Origin of the sequence: Ralstonia sp. ASV6, assembly GCF_016429285.1 — a bacterium.
GTDB lineage: Bacteria > Pseudomonadota > Gammaproteobacteria > Burkholderiales > Burkholderiaceae > Ralstonia > Ralstonia flaminis.
Genome location: NZ_JAELUI010000001.1, coordinates 1 through 22,117 on the forward strand (window position 1 = coordinate 1; position 22,117 = coordinate 22,117).

Annotated in this window: 24 protein-coding genes; 10 read left to right on the top strand and 14 right to left on the bottom strand. The window is 64.1% G+C overall.

What is annotated here, in order from left to right; translation table 11 throughout:
• Positions 1–94: 94 nt before the first annotated feature.
• A complete protein-coding gene (locus JHD73_RS00005) occupies positions 95–778 on the top strand; it encodes an amino acid ABC transporter permease (RefSeq protein WP_199026562.1) in 684 nt (227 codons plus the stop codon).
• On the top strand, positions 765–1,619 hold the full coding sequence (locus JHD73_RS00010) for an amino acid ABC transporter ATP-binding protein (protein ID WP_199026563.1): 855 nt from the start codon (positions 765–767) through the stop codon (positions 1,617–1,619). Before JHD73_RS00005 ends, JHD73_RS00010 begins: the two co-directional genes overlap by 14 nt.
• A gap of 11 nt (positions 1,620–1,630) precedes the next feature.
• Here the strand turns inward: JHD73_RS00010 and metC are convergent, their stop codons facing one another.
• Positions 1,631–2,854 (bottom strand): cystathionine beta-lyase, encoded by a 1,224-nt coding sequence (gene metC, locus JHD73_RS00015; protein ID WP_199026564.1) that lies wholly within the window; start codon positions 2,852–2,854, stop codon positions 1,631–1,633.
• Positions 2,851–4,470, bottom strand: coding sequence for a rhodanese-like domain-containing protein (locus JHD73_RS00020; RefSeq protein WP_199026565.1), 1,620 nt, complete (start codon positions 4,468–4,470; stop codon positions 2,851–2,853). The genes metC and JHD73_RS00020 overlap by 4 nt, the downstream gene beginning before the upstream one ends.
• 164 nt (positions 4,471–4,634) lie before the next feature.
• Between JHD73_RS00020 and JHD73_RS00025 the strand changes: the two genes are divergently transcribed.
• Positions 4,635–5,240 (top strand): cysteine dioxygenase family protein, encoded by a 606-nt coding sequence (locus JHD73_RS00025; protein ID WP_199026566.1) that lies wholly within the window; start codon positions 4,635–4,637, stop codon positions 5,238–5,240.
• Positions 5,241–5,247: 7 nt separating this feature from the next.
• Here JHD73_RS00025 and JHD73_RS00030 read toward each other — a convergent pair whose 3' ends face one another.
• Positions 5,248–6,201 (bottom strand): LysR family transcriptional regulator, encoded by a 954-nt coding sequence (locus tag JHD73_RS00030; RefSeq protein WP_199026567.1) that lies wholly within the window; start codon positions 6,199–6,201, stop codon positions 5,248–5,250.
• Between the two features lie 98 nt (positions 6,202–6,299).
• On the opposite strand from JHD73_RS00030, the gene pcaD reads away from it, so the two are divergent.
• Complete coding sequence (gene pcaD / locus JHD73_RS00035) at positions 6,300–7,115, top strand: 3-oxoadipate enol-lactonase (protein WP_199026568.1); 816 nt, start codon at positions 6,300–6,302, stop codon at positions 7,113–7,115.
• A gap of 70 nt (positions 7,116–7,185) precedes the next feature.
• Positions 7,186–7,806, top strand: a complete 621-nt coding sequence (locus JHD73_RS00040; protein ID WP_199026569.1) for a TetR/AcrR family transcriptional regulator — start codon at positions 7,186–7,188, stop codon at positions 7,804–7,806.
• A 3-nt stretch (positions 7,807–7,809) separates the two neighbouring features.
• On the opposite strand, the gene paaE is transcribed toward JHD73_RS00040, so the two are convergent.
• The 9 genes from paaE to JHD73_RS00085 form a co-directional block, all read right to left on the bottom strand.
• Positions 7,810–8,910, bottom strand: coding sequence for a 1,2-phenylacetyl-CoA epoxidase subunit PaaE (gene paaE / locus JHD73_RS00045; RefSeq protein ID WP_199026570.1), 1,101 nt, complete (start codon positions 8,908–8,910; stop codon positions 7,810–7,812).
• 14 nt (positions 8,911–8,924) lie between these two features.
• Positions 8,925–9,464, bottom strand: a complete 540-nt coding sequence (gene paaD, locus JHD73_RS00050) for a 1,2-phenylacetyl-CoA epoxidase subunit PaaD (RefSeq protein ID WP_199026571.1) — start codon at positions 9,462–9,464, stop codon at positions 8,925–8,927.
• Complete coding sequence (paaC, locus tag JHD73_RS00055; protein ID WP_199026572.1) at positions 9,458–10,258, bottom strand: 1,2-phenylacetyl-CoA epoxidase subunit PaaC; 801 nt, start codon at positions 10,256–10,258, stop codon at positions 9,458–9,460. The genes paaD and paaC overlap by 7 nt, the downstream gene beginning before the upstream one ends.
• 9 nt (positions 10,259–10,267) lie before the next feature.
• The gene (gene paaB, locus JHD73_RS00060; protein ID WP_199026573.1) at positions 10,268–10,567 is read right to left on the bottom strand and encodes a 1,2-phenylacetyl-CoA epoxidase subunit PaaB; all 300 of its coding nucleotides are present in this window, start codon (positions 10,565–10,567) and stop codon (positions 10,268–10,270) included.
• 11 nt (positions 10,568–10,578) lie between these two features.
• Entirely contained in the window at positions 10,579–11,610 is a 1,032-nt protein-coding gene (gene paaA, locus JHD73_RS00065; RefSeq protein WP_199026574.1) for a 1,2-phenylacetyl-CoA epoxidase subunit PaaA, read from the bottom strand.
• A gap of 144 nt (positions 11,611–11,754) precedes the next feature.
• On the bottom strand, positions 11,755–13,203 hold the full coding sequence (locus JHD73_RS00070) for a DHA2 family efflux MFS transporter permease subunit (protein ID WP_199026575.1): 1,449 nt from the start codon (positions 13,201–13,203) through the stop codon (positions 11,755–11,757).
• A gap of 32 nt (positions 13,204–13,235) precedes the next feature.
• Entirely contained in the window at positions 13,236–13,763 is a 528-nt protein-coding gene (locus JHD73_RS00075; protein WP_199026576.1) for an SRPBCC family protein, read from the bottom strand.
• A gap of 232 nt (positions 13,764–13,995) precedes the next feature.
• Entirely contained in the window at positions 13,996–14,427 is a 432-nt protein-coding gene (locus JHD73_RS00080; RefSeq protein WP_199026577.1) for a VOC family protein, read from the bottom strand.
• A gap of 79 nt (positions 14,428–14,506) precedes the next feature.
• Positions 14,507–14,938 carry an SgcJ/EcaC family oxidoreductase gene (locus tag JHD73_RS00085; RefSeq protein WP_199026578.1) on the bottom strand — a complete coding sequence of 144 codons (432 nt, stop codon included), beginning with the start codon at positions 14,936–14,938 and terminating at the stop codon, positions 14,507–14,509.
• Positions 14,939–15,068: 130 nt separating this feature from the next.
• Between JHD73_RS00085 and JHD73_RS00090 the strand changes: the two genes are divergently transcribed.
• The 4 genes from JHD73_RS00090 to JHD73_RS00105 all read left to right on the top strand — a co-directional run bounded on the left by JHD73_RS00090 (position 15,069) and on the right by JHD73_RS00105 (position 18,783).
• Complete coding sequence (locus tag JHD73_RS00090; protein ID WP_199026579.1) at positions 15,069–15,713, top strand: TetR/AcrR family transcriptional regulator; 645 nt, start codon at positions 15,069–15,071, stop codon at positions 15,711–15,713.
• Between the two features lie 173 nt (positions 15,714–15,886).
• Positions 15,887–16,717 (top strand): hypothetical protein, encoded by an 831-nt coding sequence (locus JHD73_RS00095; protein WP_199026580.1) that lies wholly within the window; start codon positions 15,887–15,889, stop codon positions 16,715–16,717.
• A gap of 5 nt (positions 16,718–16,722) precedes the next feature.
• The gene (locus JHD73_RS00100; protein ID WP_199026581.1) at positions 16,723–18,120 is read left to right on the top strand and encodes an LLM class flavin-dependent oxidoreductase; all 1,398 of its coding nucleotides are present in this window, start codon (positions 16,723–16,725) and stop codon (positions 18,118–18,120) included.
• Between the two features lie 144 nt (positions 18,121–18,264).
• Positions 18,265–18,783 (top strand): hypothetical protein, encoded by a 519-nt coding sequence (locus tag JHD73_RS00105; protein WP_199026582.1) that lies wholly within the window; start codon positions 18,265–18,267, stop codon positions 18,781–18,783.
• Between the two features lie 59 nt (positions 18,784–18,842).
• Here JHD73_RS00105 and JHD73_RS00110 read toward each other — a convergent pair whose 3' ends face one another.
• On the bottom strand, positions 18,843–19,787 hold the full coding sequence (locus tag JHD73_RS00110; RefSeq protein WP_199026583.1) for a chemotaxis protein: 945 nt from the start codon (positions 19,785–19,787) through the stop codon (positions 18,843–18,845).
• A gap of 114 nt (positions 19,788–19,901) precedes the next feature.
• Positions 19,902–20,807, bottom strand: coding sequence for a LysR family transcriptional regulator (locus JHD73_RS00115; RefSeq protein WP_199026584.1), 906 nt, complete (start codon positions 20,805–20,807; stop codon positions 19,902–19,904).
• A gap of 112 nt (positions 20,808–20,919) precedes the next feature.
• Between JHD73_RS00115 and JHD73_RS00120 the strand changes: the two genes are divergently transcribed.
• Positions 20,920–22,101: an MFS transporter gene (locus tag JHD73_RS00120; protein ID WP_199026585.1), complete on the top strand. Its 1,182-nt coding sequence runs from the start codon at positions 20,920–20,922 to the stop codon at positions 22,099–22,101.
• Positions 22,102–22,117 lie beyond the last annotated feature (16 nt).

The window sequence follows — 22,117 nt, forward strand, 5'->3', positions numbered from 1 at the left end:
TATGCCGTGCACGCAGCCGGCGTGTGGATCGAACGTCGGCTGCGCATGCCGGGCTATGGGGCCACGAGCCCTGCTATTGCAGGAGGGCCCGCCCATGCCTGAAACCCTTCTTGCGACGCTGTTGCACTGGTCGCCGGCGCTGCTGCGGGGGTTGGCCATCAATATCGGCATCAGCCTGCTTGCCGTTGGGCTGGGCACGCTGATTGGGCTGGCCGTCGGTGCGTTGCATCTATCACCGGCACGCTGGGTGCAACGGCTTGCCGGCAGCTACGTCGTCGCCTTCCGCAATGCGCCTTGGCTTGTGCTCGTATACGGCATTGCTTACGCCGTGCCGTTCGAGATTGTCGTGCGCGGCCATGTGTTTCCGTTTCCTGATTGGTTCAAGGTCACGCTGGCGCTGGCACTGCCGGCAAGTGCACACGTGGCGGAGATCTTCCGAGGGGCGGTGCTGTCGATTCCCTCCACGCAGTGGGAAGCAGCGGCATCGCTCGCCTTCACGCGCCGCGACATCCTTTGGCGCATTGTTCTGCCGCAGTGCCTGCGCCGCATGCTGCCCTCGTGGATGAACCTGTACGCGGTCATCACCATGGGCACCGCGATGGCCTCGCTGGTGGGCGTGCATGACCTGCTCGACACCGCGCAGATCGCCAGCAACACCGTCAACCGCACGCCGTTCACGGTGCTCACCTACTTCACCGTGCTGGCCCTGTTCTTCGTCTATTGCTACCCGATTTCGCGCCTGACCCGGCGCCTGGAGCGCGCCCATGTCCTCGCCTGATCTGCTGCCCCTTGATGAGCCTGCCGCCAGTGCCGCACTCGTTGCGTTGCGCGATGTGCATCTGACCTTTGGCACCACACCTGTATTGCGCGGCATCGACCTCGACGTGCATCGTGGCCAGGCCGTGTCGATCATCGGGCCTTCCGGCTCAGGCAAGTCGACGCTCCTGCGTTGCATCAGCGGGCTGCTGCAGCCGCAACGCGGCAGTGTGACGGTGGACGGCATCCGCGTCGACCAGCTCGCCACCGAGGCCGACACCATCGCCCTGCGCAAGCGCATCGGCTTCGTGTTCCAGCAGTACAACCTGTTTCCGCACCTGAGCGTGCTGGACAACCTGACGGCTGCCCCCGTGCGCGTGCTCGGCCGAACCAAACAAGAGGCCGAAGCCGATGCACATGCCCTGCTCAAGAAGGTGGGCCTGGCCGACAAGGCACACGCCTATCCGGGCCAACTCTCGGGTGGCCAGCAGCAACGCGTGGCGATTGCCCGGGCGCTGGCAATGCGGCCCGAGCTGATCCTGTTTGACGAGGTGACCTCTGCACTGGACCCGGAAACCGTGGGCGAGGTGCTCAACGTGATCGGAGAACTGGTCGACGATGGGCTGACCTGCGTACTGGTAACGCACGAAATGGCCTTCGCACGCGCCATCAGCGATGCAGTGGTGTTTACCGAGCACGGCGTGGTGGTGGAACGCGGCCCTGCAGAGCAAGTGTTCTCGTCACCGGTGAGCGCGCGCACGCGGGCATTTCTGTCACGCGCGTTGTCGGGGCACACCGGAACGCGGCCACCGGCATATGCACCGTGGCACGCCGCCTTTGCAAGCGCGGCGTTCGCCGTCTGATCCCTTCCCGCTTATCCGCCAATGGCGTGCAGCTCTGCCACTCGGGCATGCTGCAGCGCCTGCTCCAGATCGGCAATCAGGTCATCGGCATCCTCCAGGCCAACGTGCAGGCGCAACACGGCGCCGCCGCGGTTCCATTGCGCATGGTCTGACAGACGCTCGGGCGCAACCACCGTGACAAGGCTTTCATAGCCACCCCACGAGGCGCCAATGGCGAAGAGCCGCAACGCGTCAGCAACGCGCTCCGCTGCGTACTGATCCGCATCCTTCAGCACGAAGGAAACCAGCCCGTTGGCGCCCGAGAAATCGCGTTTCCACAGCGCGTGACCGGGGTCGTCCGGCAATGCCGGATAGAACACCTGGCCAACGCCTGGCTGCGCTTGCAGCCATTGCGCGACACGTGTTGCGTTGCGCTGGTGCTGTGCCATCCGCACAGGTAGCGTGCGCACGCCGCGCAAGGCCAGGTAGGCATCATCCGCGCCAATGGTCAGGCCCAGCACGTCGTGAGCGGCGGCAATGCGGGTGGCCACGGCCTCAGTGCGCGCAATCACGGCACCCAGCATCACATCGGAATGCCCAGCCACGTACTTGGTGGCGGCCAGCACCGAAACATCGGCACCCGCCTCAAGCGGACGGAACAGAATGCCGGAGGCCCACGTGTTGTCCGTCGCCAGCACGATGTCGTGCCGCCGCGCTACACGGGCAATGGCCTCCAGATCGTAGATCTCGTACAGCAGCGACCCGGGCGACTCAGTAAAGATCAACCGCGTATGCGGTCGAATGGCCGCTTCGAGCCGCCCATCATTGGGCTCGACATACGACACCTCAATCCCCAATCGCTGCAGCAGCAGGGCATCCAGCCGGCGCACGGGCGCATAGATGCTGTCGGTCACGATCACGTGATCACCGGGCGAGAGCAACGCCAGAAACGTCAACGAGATGGCCGACAAGCCCGACGGCACAAGAAACGCCCGCACACCGCCCTCCAACGCCAGCAGCGCATCTTCCAGCGCGCGGTGCGTCTGCGAGCCATGGCGGCCGTAGCTGGCGATGTTCTCGCCTGCCTTGCGGCGGGCATGCACAGCGTGCAGAGCCGCCGTACTGGCATGACGCACGGTGCTGGTGCGTTCAACAGGCACATTGACGGGCGCGGTTCCGTCAACAAACGGCGGACTGCCCGCGTGGATGATGCGCGTGGCAAGCGCTTCAGGCACGTTGTGGGATGCTCGCGTCATTCGGCCACCACCTCCGCCGTTTCGCTGACGAGCGCGCTCGGGCTGACGAGCGCGAACAGCGCGCGCTCTTGCGCATCGAGTTGCGCCACCAGTCCGATCTCCCAGGCGAGATAGCCGCGCGCGGCGTCAAGGTTGCCGTCATGCCGGTCGTGCACGAAGAAGAGGTAGTCGATGCGCTCGGCGTCTGCCGGCAGTTCCGGCGTTGCTTCAAGCGGATACCCAACGGCATGCCACGCGACAACACCACCTTCGAGACGCCGTACGGAAGCCACACCCTGCTCCAACAGGTCCACCGCCGCAAGCGCGCTGACTGAAGCGTCATCGTCAACCAGCACAACCTGTGCGCCTCGCACGTCGTGTAACTGTCGCCGCGTGGCCCAGCGTGCGCCAGGAATATGCGCCGTGCGATAGGCCGCGCTGCTGCGCAGGTCGAACAACACGACCTCGCCATGCGCGAATGCGTTACGTAGCGTGCCCGCGTCGATACCCGCAGGTGGAGCGGGCTGCCACGGCGTGTCGCGTGTCGCCAGCAAGGCGACATTCGCTTCGCTCACACCGCCTTCCAGCACTGCGGCATCGTGCCCCAGCTGGTGCAACCAACTGGCGATCACGGGGGCGCGGATGCCGTCATCGTCGAAGACGATCAACCACGCGCCGCGCACGCCGACATACTGGTCAGTCGCCTGCAGCAACTGGCCGCCCGGCGCATGCACGGCACCGGGCAGGCTGCCGCGCGCAAAGGCGTCAGCGGTGCGCACATCGAGCAGGAAGACCGTACGCACTCCACGCTGGCGCTCGGCTTGGACCGCCGCCGCGGTGACTGTCGACACGGCAAAGCGGTGAGACAGACCCTCCACGGCATCCTTCGCGCGCCGGCGTGCCGGCACGTCGATCGTGTCTGGGTAGCAGCGGTCGGCGCCATGCTCCAACGTCAGGCCGTGCAACTGCCAGCCTTGCGTACCGTTTTCCAGCGCGTAGATCGGATTGGGCAGGCCCAGATTGCGCAGCGTCTGCGCACCGATGATGCTGCGTGTACGCCCCGCGCAATTGACGACAACCGGTGTGTCGTCATTCGGCACAAGCGCATGCACGCGCAGTGCCAGCTCACCGTTCGGGCAAGCAATGGCGCCGGGAATGGTCATGCGGCGGTACTCGCTGACGGTGCGCCCATCGAGCAGCACGTGGCGCTTGTGTTCGCGCTGCCAGGCGGCCAGTTCACCCGCCGTGATATGCGGTGTTTGATAAGCCAACTCGGCCAGTTCACCAAACGTCTTGGATGGCACGTTGATGCCTTTGAACAGCGCGAACCCGGCGGCCTGCCAGGCGGCATTGCCGCCTTCCAGCACATGCACGCGCTCGTAGCCGAGATCGAGCAGGCGCCGGCCAGCCAGCGCGGAAAGCGCTCCACCATCGGCATCCGTCACCACCAGCCTGACATTGCGCCGGGGCACAAGACGCACGGCATCGATCTCCAGCCGGCTGTACGGCGCGGGGGTTGCCAGAAAGAGATGCCCCTCGCCAAATTCACCGGCCTCGCGCACGTCTAGCAGTGCGATCTCTGCACCGTCGTGGAGCCACGCCTTCAACGTGACGGCATCAATGGAAGGAACAGACATGCGGGCCTCGCGCGTTAACGGAAAGGCCCATGGTAGGCACGCCGGCCCACGCCCGCGAACGAACCGATGCGTCTATACATATGCGGGATGCTGCGTTGGTGGTGCGTGCCCGGCGCCCTACACTGGGGCGTCTCTCCTCTGCCATTCATTGTTCCCAACGCGCCATGAGCCTCCCCCAGCAACGGGACCACGCGGTCCGTCAAACCCTCATCGCTATTCGTGCCATTGCTGCGCAGGATGGCATCACCTACGCGTCACTCGCCCGCATTGCTGATCGGCTGCAGGAACTGGCCGCGCAAGAGGCGCTGTTTCCCTTCGACGCCTTCCCGCCGCCCCCGGCAGACGACGCCGATGCCTCCAGCCGCTACCTGCTGCATGAAGAGGCCGACAAGACCTTCGCGCTGTACTTGAATTCGATCAACCCCGGCAAGATCACGCCGCCCCACAACCACACCACGTGGGCAGTCATCGTTGCACTGGAAGGCGAAGAGTTGAACCGCGTGTACCTCCGCACGGATGATGGCCGCGACCCGGAGCGGGCCACGCTCGCCCTGTCGCGCGAGGTGGTCGTGCAACCCGGCACGCCCATCACGTTTCTTGCGGATGACATCCACAGCATCCACGTGGTCGGCAACAAGCCCACGCGCCACTTCCACCTGTACGGCCGCGCGCTGGAAACGCTCACTGGCCGCGTCGGCTTTGACCTCGCCACGGGGCGCGTGCTGAACTACAATCGCAACTACATGAGCGCGACCAGGCAGGCCGCCTGACCGCGCGCTACGTCGTCTTGCGCGCAGCGCCTGCCGCGGCCTGGCGCGGCATCCGGCCCAGCACCGGCTTCAGTACCGGCGCCTGCAGGGCCAGAAAATCCCACAGCCGATTGGCGACGGGCCCGTGCGGCCGATCACGCCGGCGCGCCACCGCCAAGTCCTGGATCATGCCGGGGAAGTGCTTGCCGGCAATCGACAGCAGACGCCCCTCGCGCAATTCCGCCTCGATCATGAAGCGCGGCAGATGCCCCCACGCCATGCCGTGCACGATCAGTTCTTTCTTCATCAGCTGATCCGGCACGAAACACTGCGGGGCCCCCTCCACCACGTAGTGGGCCTGCGACGACGGCTGACGCGCCGAGTCATTGATCACGCATTGCATGAAGCGCTGCATCTGCTGCGGCGTGATGCCGGACGTTGGCTGAAAAGGCAAGAAGCCAGGCGCGACCACCGGCACCATTGCGATCTTGCCCAGGTCGATCCACTCCATGCGCACATCGCCTTTCGGCACACGGTGCACGATCAGATCGGCCTCGTCTTCCAGCAAGCGCTCCCAAGGGCCGGTCACGGCTTCGAACTGCAACTGCAGGCGCGTTTGCGGGCATTGGCCGAAGAACTGGCTGAGCAACGCCAACACCGGCTGCAACGGGCACAGATCGCCCAGCACTACGCGCAACTCGGCTTCCTCCCCCATGGCCAGTTGCCGGGCATGGGTGCGCAGTTCTTCGCTCTCCCGCAGCAACGACTGGACCTTGCGATGGAAGGACTGGCCCGCTTCCGTCAATCGCACCCGATAGCCACTGCGGTCCAGCAGGCTCAAGCCCAGTTGCTCCTCCAACTTGGCCACCGCGGCAAACACCGAGGGGTGCGAGCGGTGCAACCGGTCAGCCGCAGCCTGGAAGCTGCCCCCTGCCACAACCGCATCGAAGCACTGCAACTCGTGGAGCGTGAAGCTCGCCATTGTCGATTTAACCTACAAAGTTCTTTCAAACTTGATAGTATCCATGAAATAGTCCGGATTCTAGGATGACTCCACCTCAACACGTTCTGGAGCCCATCATGGAATCTCACAACACCCTCTCGTTCATCACCACCGGCGACGGCGTACGTCTGGCTTATCGCTTTGACGGTTCGACCGACAAGCCCGTCCTGTTGCTGTCCAACTCCATCGGCACCGACCTGCATATGTGGGACGTGACGGTGCCGCAGCTTGCCGAGCACTTCTACGTGCTGCGCTATGACGCGCGCGGTCACGGTGCGTCCGACGCGCCCACCGGGCTGTACTCGCTCGATCGACTTGGGCGCGATGTCGTGGAGCTGCTCGACGCGCTCGGCCTGCAGCGCGTGCACATGCTGGGGCTGTCGTTGGGGGGCATCGTTGCGCAATGGTTGGCCATCCACGTCCCGGAACGCATTGACCGCCTGGTACTGTCGAACACCGCTGCCCACATTGGCCCGACGCAGTACTTTGACAACGCCATTGCGGAGTTGCAGCGCGCCCCCGACATGCAGGAGACGGCCGAAACCTTCCTGCGCAACTGGTTCCCGGCACACATGCTGGAAGCGCATCACCCGGCGGTCGAACCGTTCCGCCGCGCTTTGCTGGCGACGCCCCGCGAGGGCATCATTGGCGGCTGGACTGCGGTGCGCGATTCTGACCTGCGCCGCACAATCGCGCTCATCCCGCATCCCACGCTGGTCATTGCGGGCCAGCACGATACGGTGACATCTGCACGCCACGGAGAGGAGATCGCCGCTGCCATTCCGGGCGCACAGCTGCGCATGCTGGACACCGTGCACCTCGCCAACGTGGAGGCGCCAGACGCGTTTATCGAACTGGTGCTGGATTTCCTGGCCGTGCACGAGCCGGCCTAACGCATCACCATGCCGCAACCCGCCCGGTTGCGGTTAACATGGCGGCCATCCAACCGATGTGCCGCCAGACATGTCCCGCGTCAAGAACGAAGACGAATTCGAACTGCGCCGCGAAAGCGTGCTCGACACCGCCGCTGAAGCCTTTGCGGCCGACAGCTACCCGAGCGTGTCGATGAACCAGCTCGCCGCCGCCTGTGGTGGCTCGAAGTCGCGCCTGTATCACTACTATGAAGGCAAGGAAGCGATCCTCTTCGATCTGCTCGACCGCTACACCACGCGGCTGGCCGATCTGGTCGAACGCGCGGAAAGCGATGCGCTGCACGCCAAGCTGTCGGCACGCGCCACGCTGCACCTGCTGATCCGCACCTTCCTGGCGGAATACGCGACGTCGCGTACGCGGCACGTGGCGCTGCTCAACGACGTGAAGTACCTGTCGCCCGAACAGCGCGACATCGTGCTCGCGCGTGAGCGGAATGTGGTGGCGGCCGTGGGCCGGCAGCTCGGCGCAGCCTACCCGGACAAGGTGGACGAGGCCAACCGCACGCCCATCACGATGATGCTGTTCGGCATGATGAACTGGACGTTCACCTGGCTCAAACCCGATGGCCCACTATCGTATGAAGGCTATGCCGAGATGGTGATCGAGATGCTGGAGAACGGGCTCGGCGGCCCGAACGATAAGAAGGGCTGATGATCAACGTTCGTCGTAGCTGACGACAACACGCTGCGTGAGCGGCCGCGCCTGGCACGTCAGCACAAAGCCTTGCTGGATCTCCCAGTCTTCCAGCGTGAAGTTCTTCTCCATCTCCACGCGCCCTTCCAGCACCTTGGCACGACACGTGCAGCACACGCCGCCCTTGCACGCATAGGGCAAGCCCAGCCCAGCATTCAGCGCGCTGTCGAGCACCTTGGCGTCTCCCGCCATCGGCACCTCGTGCGACTTACCGTCGAGCACCACCGTCAACGCCACATCACCAGCCACAGCCGCGCGCTTGCGTGCTTTGGCCGATTCAGTCGACGCGTCGCCCACCGGCACGCCAAAGCGCTCCGCATGCACGCGCTCGCGCGGTACGCCGCACTCCAGTAGCGCAGCCTCTACCGCATCGATCATTGTGGATGGCCCACAGATGAAAGCGGCGTCGATATCGCCGGGTGGAATCAGTGCATCCAGAAAGGCATGCGTCTTCGCACCATCCAGCCGCCCGTTGAACAGCGCAATCTCCTGCGCCTGGCGCGACAGCACGTGATACAGCGCAAACCGATCGAGATAGCGGTCTTTCAGGTCTTCCAGCGCCTCGCCAAAGATGATGCTGTCGATGCTGCGATTGCCATAGACCAGCGTGAAGCGGCTGTGCGGCTCGGCCGCCAGCGTGGTCTTGATGAGCGAGAGGATGGGCGTGATGCCGCTGCCGGCGGCAAAGGCAACATAGTGGCGCGCGCTTTCCGCAGCGAGTGGAACGTAGAAGCGGCCGTCGGGTGGCAGCACGTCGAGCGCCTGCCCCACGCGAATGCGGTCGTGCAGATGGTTGGAGAACACACCCGCGTCCACACGCTTAACGGCCACGCGTAGCTCGCCATGCGCGTCGTAGTCCTGCACAGAGCAGCAGATGGAGTACGAGCGCCGCACGTCATCCTGCCCTTGCTCGGGCACCGGCATGCGCAGCGTCAGAAACTGGCCCTGCTTGAAGCGATACGCGTCGCGCAAGTCGTCCGGCACATCAAAGCGCACGGAAATCGTATCGGCCGTCTCGCCGCGCACTTCGGCAACACGCAGCGGGTGAAATTGCGGGGTCATGGCGATCGTTTCGTCTAGTAGGGCTTGAAGTAGTCAAACGGCTCGCGGCACGCGCGGCAACGGTACAGCGCCTTGCACGCGGTCGAACCGAAGGCGGAGATGAGCACCGTGTCTTGCGAGCCGCACTGCGGGCAAGCAATGTGCTCGCCCTCCCCCTGGCGCACAAGGCGGATCGGCCGTGCACCATCCACCGTCACCACGTGGGCTGGCGGCGCAACACCAAATTCACGCAGCTTGCGATGCCCTTCTGGCGTGATCCAGTCCGTCGTCCACGCTGGTGAGAGCACGGAGCGCACGCGATACGCACCCACATCCGCCGCCTGCAGAGCACGGCTTGCATCGTCAGCAATCTGGTCCATCGCCGGGCAACCCGAATAGGTGGGCGTGATCGTTGCCACCAAGGTCCCGTCGCCATCGATCTGCACGTCGCGCAGGATGCCCAGTTCGGCAATCGTGACGACGGGGATCTCCGGATCGTTCACGGCGTCCAGCGCAGCCCGAGCGCGCACAAGTCGCGTGGCCGCATCGGTGCCGGCAACGGGCTCGGTTACCACGATGCCCCCGGAAACTGACGCGCCAGCCCCTGCATTTCTGCCAGCAGATAGCCCATGTGCTCGGAATGCTCGCCTTGCTTGCCGGTGCTCACGTAGGGACCGGACTCGGGCAAAGTGAGCATGGCCTCTGCCAGCGCGTCGTTCACTGTTGCCTGCCATGCATCACGCAGATCGGCAACGCGCACGCCAATGCCGGCATCGGCCACGGCATCCTCCACGGCGTCTGCGGCGAAGAACTCGTTGGTGTAGGGCATCAACCAGTTGAGCGCAGCCTGAGCACGTGCATGCGATACCTCGGTGCCATCGCCAAAGCGCACCAGCCAATCACGCGTGTGTGCGAGGTGATAGCGCATCTCCTTGACCGACTTGGCGGCAATGGCAGCCAGTTCTGCATCCTTGGATACCGCCAGCGCCTCCCACAACGGCACCATCAACGCTGCGTACAGAAAGTGGCGAACGATGGTGACCGCGTAGTCGCGCGCCGCAGCAGATGTGGCAACCAGCGGCCCCCCATGTGGCAGTTCGAGCAGCGTGTAGTTGCGGAACGCCTGCTCACTGCGCCAGTAGGCATAGTCGTCTTCGCTGCGCGGCGTACCGGTCAGCTCGCCTTCGAGCTGGCCCGCATGCGTATAGAGCAGTCGCGCCTGGCCGATCAGATCAAGGCTCAGGTTGGACAGCGCAATGTCCTCTTCGAGCACCGGGCCGTGCCCCGTCCATTCAGCGTTGCGCTGGCCAAGAATGAGTGCGTTGTCGGCCAGACGCAGGATGTACTGCAGATGCGCGTTGGAAGTCATCGCCACGGCTCACATGTGATTGACTTCATCGGGCAGCCGATAGAACGTCGGGTGCCGGTAGATCTTGTCAGCCATCGGGTCGAACAGCATGGGCTTGTCGTCAGGCTCGCTGGCGGTGATGGCGGCCGAGGGCACGACCCAGATTGAGATGCCTTCCTGCCGGCGCGTGTAGACGTCGCGTGCCATCTGCAACGCCTGCTTGGCATCCACCGCGTGCAGGCTGCCGCAATGCTTGTGCTCCAGCCCCTGCTTGCTGCGGATGAACACTTCCCACAGCGGCCATTCGTGTTGATGCGTGGTTGGACTCATAGTGCAACTCCTCAGGCAGCTTGTTCGTTGGCGGCGGTACGCTCGGCCTGCTTGCACGCCTGCTTTTGCGCATAGGCGAGCGCGGCTTCACGCACCCATTCACCTTCTTCATGTGCACGCTTGCGGGTGGCGAGGCGCTCGCGGTTGCACGGGCCGTGGCCGTCGAGCACACGCTTGAACTCGGACCAATCCAGCGGCGAGAAATCGTAGTGACCACGCGCCTCATTCCACGTGAGCCCAGGGTCGGGCAGCGTCACGCCCAACACACGCGCCTGCTCGACCGTCGCATCAACGAAGCGCTGACGCAGATCATCATTGGAGATGCGCTTGATGCCCCAGGCCATGGTCTGCGCGCTGTTGGGCGACGCGGTATCCGGCGGCCCGAACATCATCAGTACCGGAAACCACCAACGGTTGACGGCGTCCTGCACCATGTCGCGTTGCGGCTGCGTGCCGCCCATCATGGTCAGCAGCGATTCGTAGCCCTGGCGCTGGTGGAACGACTCTTCCTTGCAGATGCGGATCATGGCGCGCGCATACGGGCCGTACGAGCAACGGCACAGCGGCACCTGGTTCATGATGGCGGCGCCGTCCACCAGCCAGCCGATCACGCCCACGTCTGCCCACGACAGCGTCGGGTAATTGAAGATGGAGGAGTACTTGGCACGCCCTTCGTGCAGCGCATCGATCATCTCGTCGCGCGTGCTGCCGAGCGTTTCTGCGGCAGAGTAGAGATAGAGGCCGTGGCCCGCCTCGTCCTGCACCTTGGCCAGGAGGATCGCCTTGCGCTTGAGCGACGGCGCACGGCTGATCCAGTTGCCCTCGGGCAACATGCCAACCACCTCTGAATGCGCATGCTGCGAAATCTGCCGCAATAGCGTCTTGCGATAGGGCGCGGGCATCCAGTCCTGCGGTTCGATCTTGTGGTCAGCACCGATGCGCGCGTCAAAACGCGCCTGCAGTTCGGCCTCGCCTTGCGGCACAGCTGCCAGCTCCTGTTCGGTGGGCAAGCCTCCGGGCTGGTCCAGGCTTTGGGTGTACATGCGATCCTCCGGCCGCTTTCGCGAGATGTGCACAGCGCGCCATCTGCGCCACGCTGGGGCTGGATCGATTATAAACCGTCCGACCGGTCGGTCAATAGAGAGCGGCGCCGCATGCCTCGATTGAGGCATGCGATGTGATTCAGATTAGATGGGCGCTGCGGAGGACGCCTGATCCTGCGTCTGCGCGTGCGCACGCGTCCGCACAAAGGCGCCGGCCAGCGCCGAGGCCAGCACAGCTGCAATGGCCCCCAGCAGGAAAGCCAGGTGATAGCCACCGTTGAGTGCAGTGGCCGTATCGGCACCGGCAGCCGCCAGGCTGTTGGTGCGCGCGGCCGCCAGGCTTGCGAGAATCGCCAGCCCCAACGCGCCGCCCATCATGAACGACGTGTTGACCACACCCGAGGCCAGGCCCGACTCATCCGGCGCGACATCGCTCATCGCCGCCAGCAGTACCGGGTTGAAGGCCACGCCTGCTCCCAGGCCCAACAGCACCATGCCCGGCAGGACGTCCAGCAGGAAGCTGCCGCCTGCCGGCGCACGCGCAAACAGCACCAGCCCAACGGCCGCCACCAGCAAGCCCAGCGACAGCGGCGCGCGAATGCCAAAGCGCATCACCAGCTTGGCCGACAACCCCAGCGAGAACACCGCCATGATGATGTTGGCCGGCAGGAAGGCCAGCCCCACCTGCATGGCGCTGTAGTCGAGCACGCGTTGCATGTACAACGCCGAGATAAAGAACCACGCGAACATCGCTGCCGCCCACAGCACGCCCACCACGTTGGCCGTGGCCACATTGCGCAGCGTGAACATGTGCAGCGGCATGAGCGGATGTGACACACGTGATTCGATAACGAGGAACGCAACCATCAATGCAACAGCGATGCCCAACTGGGCAAGCGTTTGCGCGGAAGTCCAACCGGCTTCATTCCCGTGCACGATGGCGTACACCGCCAGCATGAGTGATGCCGTCACGGAAATGGCACCTGCCACATCCAGCTTGGCGCGATCTGCCAGCGGTTTGCCAACAGGCAGCAGCGCCACGCATGCGGCATACACCGCCACACCAATCGGCAGATTGACCAGGAAGATCCAGTGCCAGCTCAGCGCGCTGGTCAGCAGGCCGCCCAGCAGCACGCCGATGCTGCCGCCGCCCGCGCACACGAAGCCGTAGATACCCATCGCGCGGGCGCGATCCGCCGGCGAGGTGAACAGGTTCATGATGAGCGACAGCGACACCGCCGACACCACAGCCCCACCCAGTCCCTGCACCGCGCGCGCCGTGATCAGCAGCCCCTGCGAATTCGCCAGCCCGCACGCCGCCGAAGCCAGCGTAAACAGCGTGAGGCCCAGCAGGAACAGCTTGCGATGCCCGAACAGATCGCCCAACCGCCCACCCAGCAGCAGGAAACCGCCAAAGGTCAGCATGTAAGCGTTGACCACCCACACCAGCGAAGTTTCGGTAAAGCCCAGATCCGCCCGGATGGACGGCAGTGCGACGTTCACGATGGTCGTGTCCAGCACGATCATCAGCACGCCCAGGCAGAGCACGATGAGGGCAAGCCAGCGCTTGCGTTCGTCAATGCCATGCGTCATGGAACCACTCCTTGAATGCGCCGCGGCTCCTATCAGGACTCCGCTGCCGATTTGAGATTGGCGAGACCGGTTTCGAAATCCTTACCGATCACCGTGTCCATACTGAAGAACAAGCCCATCACCTTGGAGATGAATGGGCTCGGGCCGTACATGGCCCAGGTCACATGGGTGAGATCGCCCGCAGGCTTCAGCGTGAATTCCGCTGTGTTGTGGGCTTCGAAGGGCTTCAGAAAATCCAGCTGGATCTGGATGCGCGCAGGCGACGCTGCATCGACAATCTCCATCCGCCCGGCGCCCACCTTGCTGGAGCCTTCCCACGCATAATTCGCGCCCTTGCCATTGTTCGGGCCACCATACGTTCGCTTCATCGCCGGGTCGAGCCTCTCCCACGGCGACCAGGCAGTCCAGTGGTGAAAATCGTCGATCAGGGCAAACACCTTTTCGGGCGGCGCCTTGATGTCGACTTCGCGCTGCACGCGAAAACTGTCCGGGCGCGTGGCGGCAAAGCCAAGCACGGCAACAATGGCAACGACGATGACGATCGCAATGATCTTCAGCATGAAGACGTTCTCCAGAGATGAGGGCAGCAGGTGAATGGACGCCTTCGCGCAGGTCATGCGAAGGGCCGCGGCCAGGACAGCCGGTCACCCAGGGGTGGTTTCGTTGATATTGGTAAGGCCCCGGTGAAAGCGCAGTCTAGCACCGGACATTCGCCAGATGCCAAGGCAGTCTTCCTGCGGCTTTTTCGGAGCGGCCACCGCTGGGTAGCCGCTGCGCTGCACTCGGTTCCGCTTACATCGGCTTGGGTGCAATCACCATCCACGTGATGCCAAAACGATCGACCACCATGCCAAATGCGTTGGCAAAGAAGGTTTCCGACATCGGCATCGATACCTGGCCGCCCTCGCCCAGCGCCTTGAACGTACGCTCTGCCTCGGCCTTGTCTGCCACGCTTACCGACAGCCCGAAGCCCTTGAAATCGGTCTTGCCCGAAGCCATGCCATCAGACGCCAGCACCTGCGTCTCACCTACGCGGAAGGCTGCGTGCATCACCTTGTCGAGCGGAGGTGCCATGCCGCCGCATTGCTCGGCAGTGGGCTGCGCATCCTTGGGCGCATCCTTGTAGTGCATCACCACGTCAACCTTGGCGCCGAGCGTCTTCTTGTAGAACTCGAGCGCTTCCTCACAACGACCTTCGAAGAACAGATACGGTTGAATTTGCATCACAACTCCTTGGGTAGGGACTCTGGGGTGGGACGATCCGGCTGCGCATCGCATCGCGCAGCCTGGGTAACACGCTCAATCAATTGCACGCCGGCTCGGGCACTGGCATTGGTACCGAGGCGTGCTCGTGCACGACTTGCCAGCGACCATCGATCTTGCGGAAACACACCGTGGCGCGCGTTTGCGCATCGTGCTTGGCACCGTCGCGATAGCGCGCGCGCAAGCGGTTCACGCTGAAGCAATAGGCCAAGTCGCCACTCACCTCAAGGTGCTGCTCGACAAACTGGAAATCGGCCTGCCCTTCCAGCGCATCGAACCAGCCCTGCCAGTTGCGACGGTAGGCATCGGCACCTTTTACAAACAGCGGCGGCATGACATCAAACACCACCACATCGGGCGCGTAGTAACGCATCACAGCGTCCACGTCCTTGGCGCGCACGGCGGCGGCCCACGCCTCGATCAGCGCGCGCACCTGCGCTTCATCATTTGCGGTGTCTGTTGCAGTTGTCATGTCGGCCTCCAATGAAGAAAAAAGCGCCTTGGAATCTACAGCAACAGCGTCTAGTGTTGATTTGTGAACACTGTCCACAAACGATAGCAGACATAATGAACAGTGTCCACATAAAGCTTGCGGAGATTGCATGACCCAGGAACCACCCCGCCCGCCTGCGCGATCGACTTATCGCCACGGCGATTTGCGGCGCGCACTGCTCGACGCCGGCATTGAGTTGGCGCGTGCCGGCGGCCCGGATGCCATCGTGCTGCGCGAGGCAACGCGGCGCGCCGGTGTGGCGCCAAACGCGGCGTATCGGCACTTTGCAGGGCGGCAAGACTTGCTGCAGGGCGTGCGCGCGGCCGCGCTGGCGGCACTGGCGCGCGCAATGGAGGCAGAGTTGGACGCAATCGACCCAACCTGGCCGGAAGATGCGCGGGCCCGCGCCTCCTTGCGCGCCATCGGCGTGGGCTACCTGCGCTTTGCGCAAATGGAGACCGGCCTGTTCCGCACCGCATTTGCGGTGCCCGATGCAGTGGAGAACGACGCCGATCCGGACAAGGCCGGCAATAGCGGGCTGAACCCGTTCCAGTTGCTGGGCCTGGCACTCGATCGCATGACCGCCGCTGGCGTGCTCCCGGCTGAGCGCCGCCCGGGCGCCGAATACCTCGCATGGTCTGCAGTGCATGGGCTTGCGCTACTCATCATCGACGGCCCGCTGCGCGGCCGCCCGCCCGAACAGACAGGCGCCATCGCGCTACGCGTGGTCGAGATGGTGGAGCATGGCCTGTAGCCGCCTCAGTTGAACAAAGCCGCACGATCTGCGCGCAGGTTCTGACGACATGCGCAACGCTTCGTTCGTCTGCGCCACCTTCAATGCAACGATGACAGCCTTGCCGCGCGCGCCCACCCGGCGATTGCGCACACCGATCAACCGGAGCCAACCTCCGCGAGCAGGATGTCAACGTGACCCAAGCCAACCTCGAAACGGCCCCCGCGCGCTATGGCGCGGCCCTGGAAAAAGACCTCTTTGACCGCGTCGCCGCCAACCACACGCCGCACCTGCCGCCCTCGCGCACAGAACCACCGCGCGATGCGCAAACCCCGGAAGAATGGGCAGGCGTAATCGACTACGCGGTGTGGAACGCCGCGCATGATCTATTCATCGTGCAACTGGCAAGCGCCGGGCTGGACCGGTTGTTTCGGGATGAGCCCGACTTCCAGCTCGCGCTCTCACGACAGATCGGCGACGACGGCTTTCACGCCGTGGCCTCGCGCGAGCGCATCCGCGTGCTGTCAGGGCACGACCAGATCGAGCGCATTGCGCAAGACGTGCGACACCACTGGGACATCCTCGGCGACTACCCACTGACCAGCCAGGCCGCCTTCCTGGCGTGGGAATTCCACTATGAACATCACATCCTTGCGCGCTTGCAAGTCAACCGGCGCACCTCGCGCGTGCTCGATCTCGCCAACCGTGACTTTGCCGAGAACCGCATCATGCCGGACGAAGAGGTGCACCGCATCCTCATCACAGAGTGGTGGCATAACAAGCTCAATGCCGCATCGGATGGGCAACGCGAACAGCTCGTCGGTGAAGTGCTGGAAGCCGATGACAAGCTGCAAGTGCTGCTGGGCGATTACCTGCGCGAATCGTGGGCGCTGAACGAACGCGCGGCCGGCATCGACACGCGCAACTACGTTTCGCTCTACGACGCGTGGCGGCGCGAGATCCTTGGCGTGCTGCTGCAGCGTCCCGCTGATGCGCTGCCCACCCTCACCAGCCTGGGCGCCTAAGCACGATGGCCAAGAAATCGATCCTGCTCAACGCGTTCAACATGAACTGCGTAGGCCACATCAACCACGGCTTGTGGACGCACCCGCGCGACAACTCTGCCGACTACCGCAAGCTCAGTTACTGGACCAATCTTGCCAAGCTGCTGGAGCGTGGCCTGTTCGACGGCTTGTTCATTGCCGACATCGTGGGCGTGTACGACGTCTACCAACAATCGGCCGACCTCACGCTGCGCGAGTCGATCCAGTTGCCTGTGAACGATCCGTTGATGCTCGTCTCGGCCATGGCGGGCGTGACGGAGCATCTCGGTTTCGGCCTGACCGTCAACCTGACGTATGAAGCGCCGTACCTGTTTGCGCGGCGCTTCTCCACGCTCGACCACCTGACCGAAGGGCGTGTCGGCTGGAACATCGTCACCGGCTATCTGGACAGCGCTGCCCGCGCCATGGGCCTGCGCGAGCAGATCGCTCACGACGCGCGCTACGACCGCGCCGATGAATTTCTCGACGTGGTCTACCAGCTCTGGGAAGGCAGTTGGGAAGACGACGCGGTACTGCGCGACCGTGCAGCGCGTGTGTTTGCACAACCCGACAAGGTGCATTGCATCCACCACCACGGCCGCTATTACAACGTGGAGGGCTATCACCTGAGCGAGCCCTCTCCACAACGCACGCCGGTGCTGTTTCAGGCGGGGTCTTCCGCACGTGGGCAGATCTTCGCGGGGCAGCATGCAGAGTGCGTGTTCCTGTCTGGACAGAGCCTCTCGGCCACGCGTGACCAAGTGGCGCAGTTGCGCCAGGCTGCCGTGCAGGCTGGGCGCCGTGCCGACGACGTCAAGGTCTTCATGGGCATCACCGTGGTGGTCGACAAGACTGAAGCGCTCGCACGTGAAAAGCTGGCCGAATACCAGCGCTACGCCAGCGCGGAAGCCGGCCTTGCGCATTTCTCCGCAGGGTCCGGGGTCGACTACTCGACCTATGCGCTGGACGACCCGCTGCGCGCGGTGCAAACAAACGCAATCGAATCTTCCATCCGTCGCGCAACCGGCGGCGACACACAATTCACCGTGCGCCGTCTGCTTGATCAACTGGCCCTGGGCGGCCGCTACACAACCATTGTCGGAGACCCGCAGCAGGTAGCCGACGCCCTGCAGCGCTGGATGGATGAGACCGACATCGATGGCTTCAACCTGGCGCGCACCGTCACGCCGGAAAGTTATGCCGACTTCATTGATCTGGTGGTACCGGAGCTGCAGAACCGAGGCGTCTACAAGACCGCCTACGCGCCGGGCACACTGCGCGGCAAGCTGTTCGGCCATGACCGCCTCCCGCCAGCCCACCCGGGCGCCAAGCGGCGATGGCGGCCGGCCGCTGCAACCACGGAGCCTTTGGTGAACGATGCATAGTGCATCGCAGTATCCCTTTGCCACCACAACCCTTGAGTGATCCTGCCGCCGCCTTGGAAAGGCACGCCAGAACCCATGGAATAACCGCCATGCCTAAGGTGTTTACTATTCGGATACGGCCCGCGTAGACACCGGAGGATGGCCATGCAGACTCAACTCACCAAATGGATCGGAATTGGCGCGACCGCAGTTGCGCTTTGCGCCTGTGCGTCGCTGGAGCCGGTGCAGACCGCGCAGAAGATGATCGGCCAACCGGAAAGCGCCGTGCGCACGGCCTTCGGCACACCCACCGAAACCTATCAGCTCGCGGGTGGCACGCAACGCTGGATCTATTCGAAGCAGCCCATGGGGCACGAGGTCTATGCAGCGGATTTCGACAGCGGCGGCAAACTCACCGGGTTTCGCCAGATGCTGACCGAAAAGGAAATCTATGAAGCGCGCCCGGGTGTGTGGACCAAGCACGATGTGGCCGAGCGCTTCGGCATGCCGCGCGAGCCGACGCAATACTACCCGCTCATGAAGCGCGAGGCGTGGTCATACCGGATGTACGTTGCCGGGTATCAGCAGGCACACTTCAACGCACTCTTTGACGACAACGGTGTGCTGGACCGCACGATGATTGTCGTCGACCCGCTCGGCGGCGACCACCAGAGCCGCAAGTAGTGCACACGATACTTCCGGCGGCGCATTGCACGCCGCCGGAGTTGGCGAGCGGCTAACGATCAGCCCAGCGCCGAAGCAATCGCCTGCGCCAGTTCGTTGGCTTCGAACTTGGCCACGTAGCCATTGGCACCGACGCGGCGCACGTGGTCCTCATTGGCTGAGCCGGACAGCGACGAATGGATCACCACCGGAATCGACTGGAATGCCGGCTCGGTCTTGATCTTGCGCGTAAGCGTGAAGCCATCCATCTCGGGCATTTCCAGATCGGTCAGCACGAGTGCGATCTTGTCTCGCACGGTCTTGCCTTCACGGGCCGCGTCACGTGCGATGTTCTGCAGCGTATCCCACGCTTCCTGGCCGCTCTTGGTCATCACGTACGGTGCGCCCATCGCCTCCAGCCCGTTGGCGATCAGCGAGCGCGCCAGGCCGGAATCGTCCGCCACCAGCAGCTTGGCACCCGGCGGCAGCTTGATCGGACGCTCATCGTTGTCCGGTGCCAGATCGGCACGGCGGGTCGGGAACACGTCGACCAGGATCTGCTCGACGTCGATCACTTGCGCCAAGCGCGAGTTGTCGGCATTGCCGTCCAGGCGCGCAAGGCTGGTGATGTTGCTGCTGCCCACGCTGGCCTCGGCCGGGAAGATCTGGCTCCACTCAAGGCGGACGATCTCGTCCACCTCTTCCACCGCAAAGCCCTGCGTGGAACGCGCGTATTCCGTAATCAGCAGGATGTTGGCATTGCCGTTCTTGGTGCCGATCACGCTGGCCAGGTCGATCACCGGGATGATCTGGCCGCGCACGTTCACCGCACCCAGGATGTGGGCACCGGCATCCGCCACGTGCGTGACAGGCGGCATGACCATGATCTCGCGCACCTTGAACACGTTGATGCCGAACATCTCGCGCTGGTTGGAGCGCGCGGATTCGCCCAGGCGGAACAGCAACAGTTCAAAGCGGTTGTTGTTCGTCAGATTGGTCCGTTCATCGACTTCCAGTTGAGACATCGTCTTCCCCCGTTCAAGCACACGTTATGTGGCGGTAAACGGCACGCCGCTGACCAACTTGAAGGGATTTACGAATGTGAACGCCACGCCCTTCCAGCGTGGGGGCACTGCCGCCTAGGCAACCTTCACATGCGCGACCAGAAAGTCCAGAAACGCCCGCACACGCGCCGGCAAATGCGCGCCCTGACCGACATAAACCGCGTGAATATCTTCGGTTTCGCCAGGGTTGTACTCCTCTAGTACCGGCACGAGGCGCCCGGCATCAAGATCCGCCCGCACCTGAAACTCGGCCAGTCGCGCCAAACCAAGACCGGCCACGGCCACAGCGCGCAGGGCCTCGCCGTCGCTGATCTGCGTGTTGCCCTGCGGCATGACCTCGGTGCGGCGCCCCCGTTTCGTGAAAGGCCAGCCGTTGACCGCGCGCACGTAGCTGAACGCCAGGCAGTTGTGCTCGGCCAGGTCGGCCGGCGTGCGCGGCGTACCCATGCGCGCCAGGTAGTCAGGAGAGGCCACGACCATCAGCCGCGTCTGCCCCAGCTTGCGCGCGACCAGGCGGGAGCTCTTCAGTGGCCCGCTGCGCAGTGCAACATCGGTGCGGTCTTCCAGCAGATCGACCACCCGATCCGTCAGCGCAATGTCGAGCGACACCTGCGGATGGCACGCCAGAAATGCCGGCACGATCGGCAGCAGCAGATGCGTGCCCACCGGCACATTGGAGTTGACACGCAAACGGCCCGACGGCTGCGCACCGGATGAAGCCTCGCGCTCTGCCTCGTCCAGATCCGCCAGCACCGCCACGCTGCGTTCATAGAATGCCGCGCCTTCCGGCGTGAGCTGGAAGCGCCGCGTTGAGCGATTCACCAATCGTGCACCAAGCCGTGCCTCCAACCGCGCCACCAGCTTGCTCACCGCCGACGGCGTCATCCGACACGCCCGCGCCGCCGCCGAAAACCCGCCCTGCTCCACCACCCGCACGAAGACTTCCATCTCGCCAAAGCGATTGACATCAAGCCGCGACATTGTGATTTCAATTCATAGATGTTGTGCTTCCAGGCAGTCTATCGCACAAGACTCAGCATCGACATACTTGCCCGAATTCCGCCACTGAAGCCAGCTTTGAGGACATAGGACCATGCCTGTCGCTTTACTCGCCCTGACCGCCGGTGCATTCGGCATCGGCGTGACTGAATTCGTTTTGATGGGGTTGCTGCTGGAGGCCAGCGCAGACCTGCACGTCAGCGTCGCACAGGCCGGCTTGCTGATTTCCGGCTACGCGTTCGGTGTCGTACTGGGTGCTCCGGTACTGACAGCGCTCACGGCGCGCTGGCCACGCAAGGCCGTGCTGCTGGGGCTGATGGTCATCTTCACGGTGGGCAACGCGGCTTGTGCGCTGGCGCCCAACTACGCCCTGCTGATGACCGCCCGCGTGCTGACCGCATTTGCACACGGTACGTTCTTCGGTGTCGGCTCGGTGGTCGCCACCGGTCTGGTGCCGCCCAACCGCCGCGCCTCTGCCATCGCCATCATGTTCACGGGGCTGACGGTGGCGTCCATCCTTGGCGTGCCGCTGGGCACGTGGCTCGGCCAGGCGTATGGCTGGCGCGCCGCGTTCTGGGCCATCGTGGCCGTTGGTGTGGTGGCGCTGGCCGTCATCGCCCGCTTCGTACCGAACGAACCCGCCCCGCAGGATGCCGGCGACTGGCGCCAGGACATGCGTGTGCTGATGCGCGGCCCCGTGCTGCTCGGGCTGTTGACCACGGTGCTCGGCTATGCCGGTGTGTTTGCGGTGTTCACCTACATCGCCCCGCTCATGATCGAGGTAACGGGCTATACCAGCGCGGCCGTCTCGCCGGTGATGCTCGTGTTTGGCGGCGGGCTCATCGCCGGCAACCTGGTGGGCGGTCGGCTGGCAGACCGCCACCTGCGCGGCACGCTCATCGGCACCCTCGTTGCCCTGGCCGTGACGCTCGCGCTGATGACGTTTGCCGTGCACGACAAGGTGTGGGCCGTGGTGTTCGTGGCGCTACTGGGCGCCGTGGCCTTCTCCACCGTACCGCCGCTGCAGATGTGGGTGCTGGAGAAGGCGCAAGGTGCCGGCCAGAGCATTGCGTCGAGCTTCAACATCGCGGCGTTCAACCTGGGGAATGCGCTCGGTGCGTGGGTTGGCGGCGTGGTCATCTCACATGGCCCGGGGCTGACCGCCCTGCCTTGGGTCGCCGCCCTGGCCCCCGTCGGTGCGCTGCTCCTCATCGCCATCGGCCTGCGCCTGCATGGCACTGAAGATGCCACAACGCAGCGCCCGCAAACCGTCTGATCAAACATCGCACCAC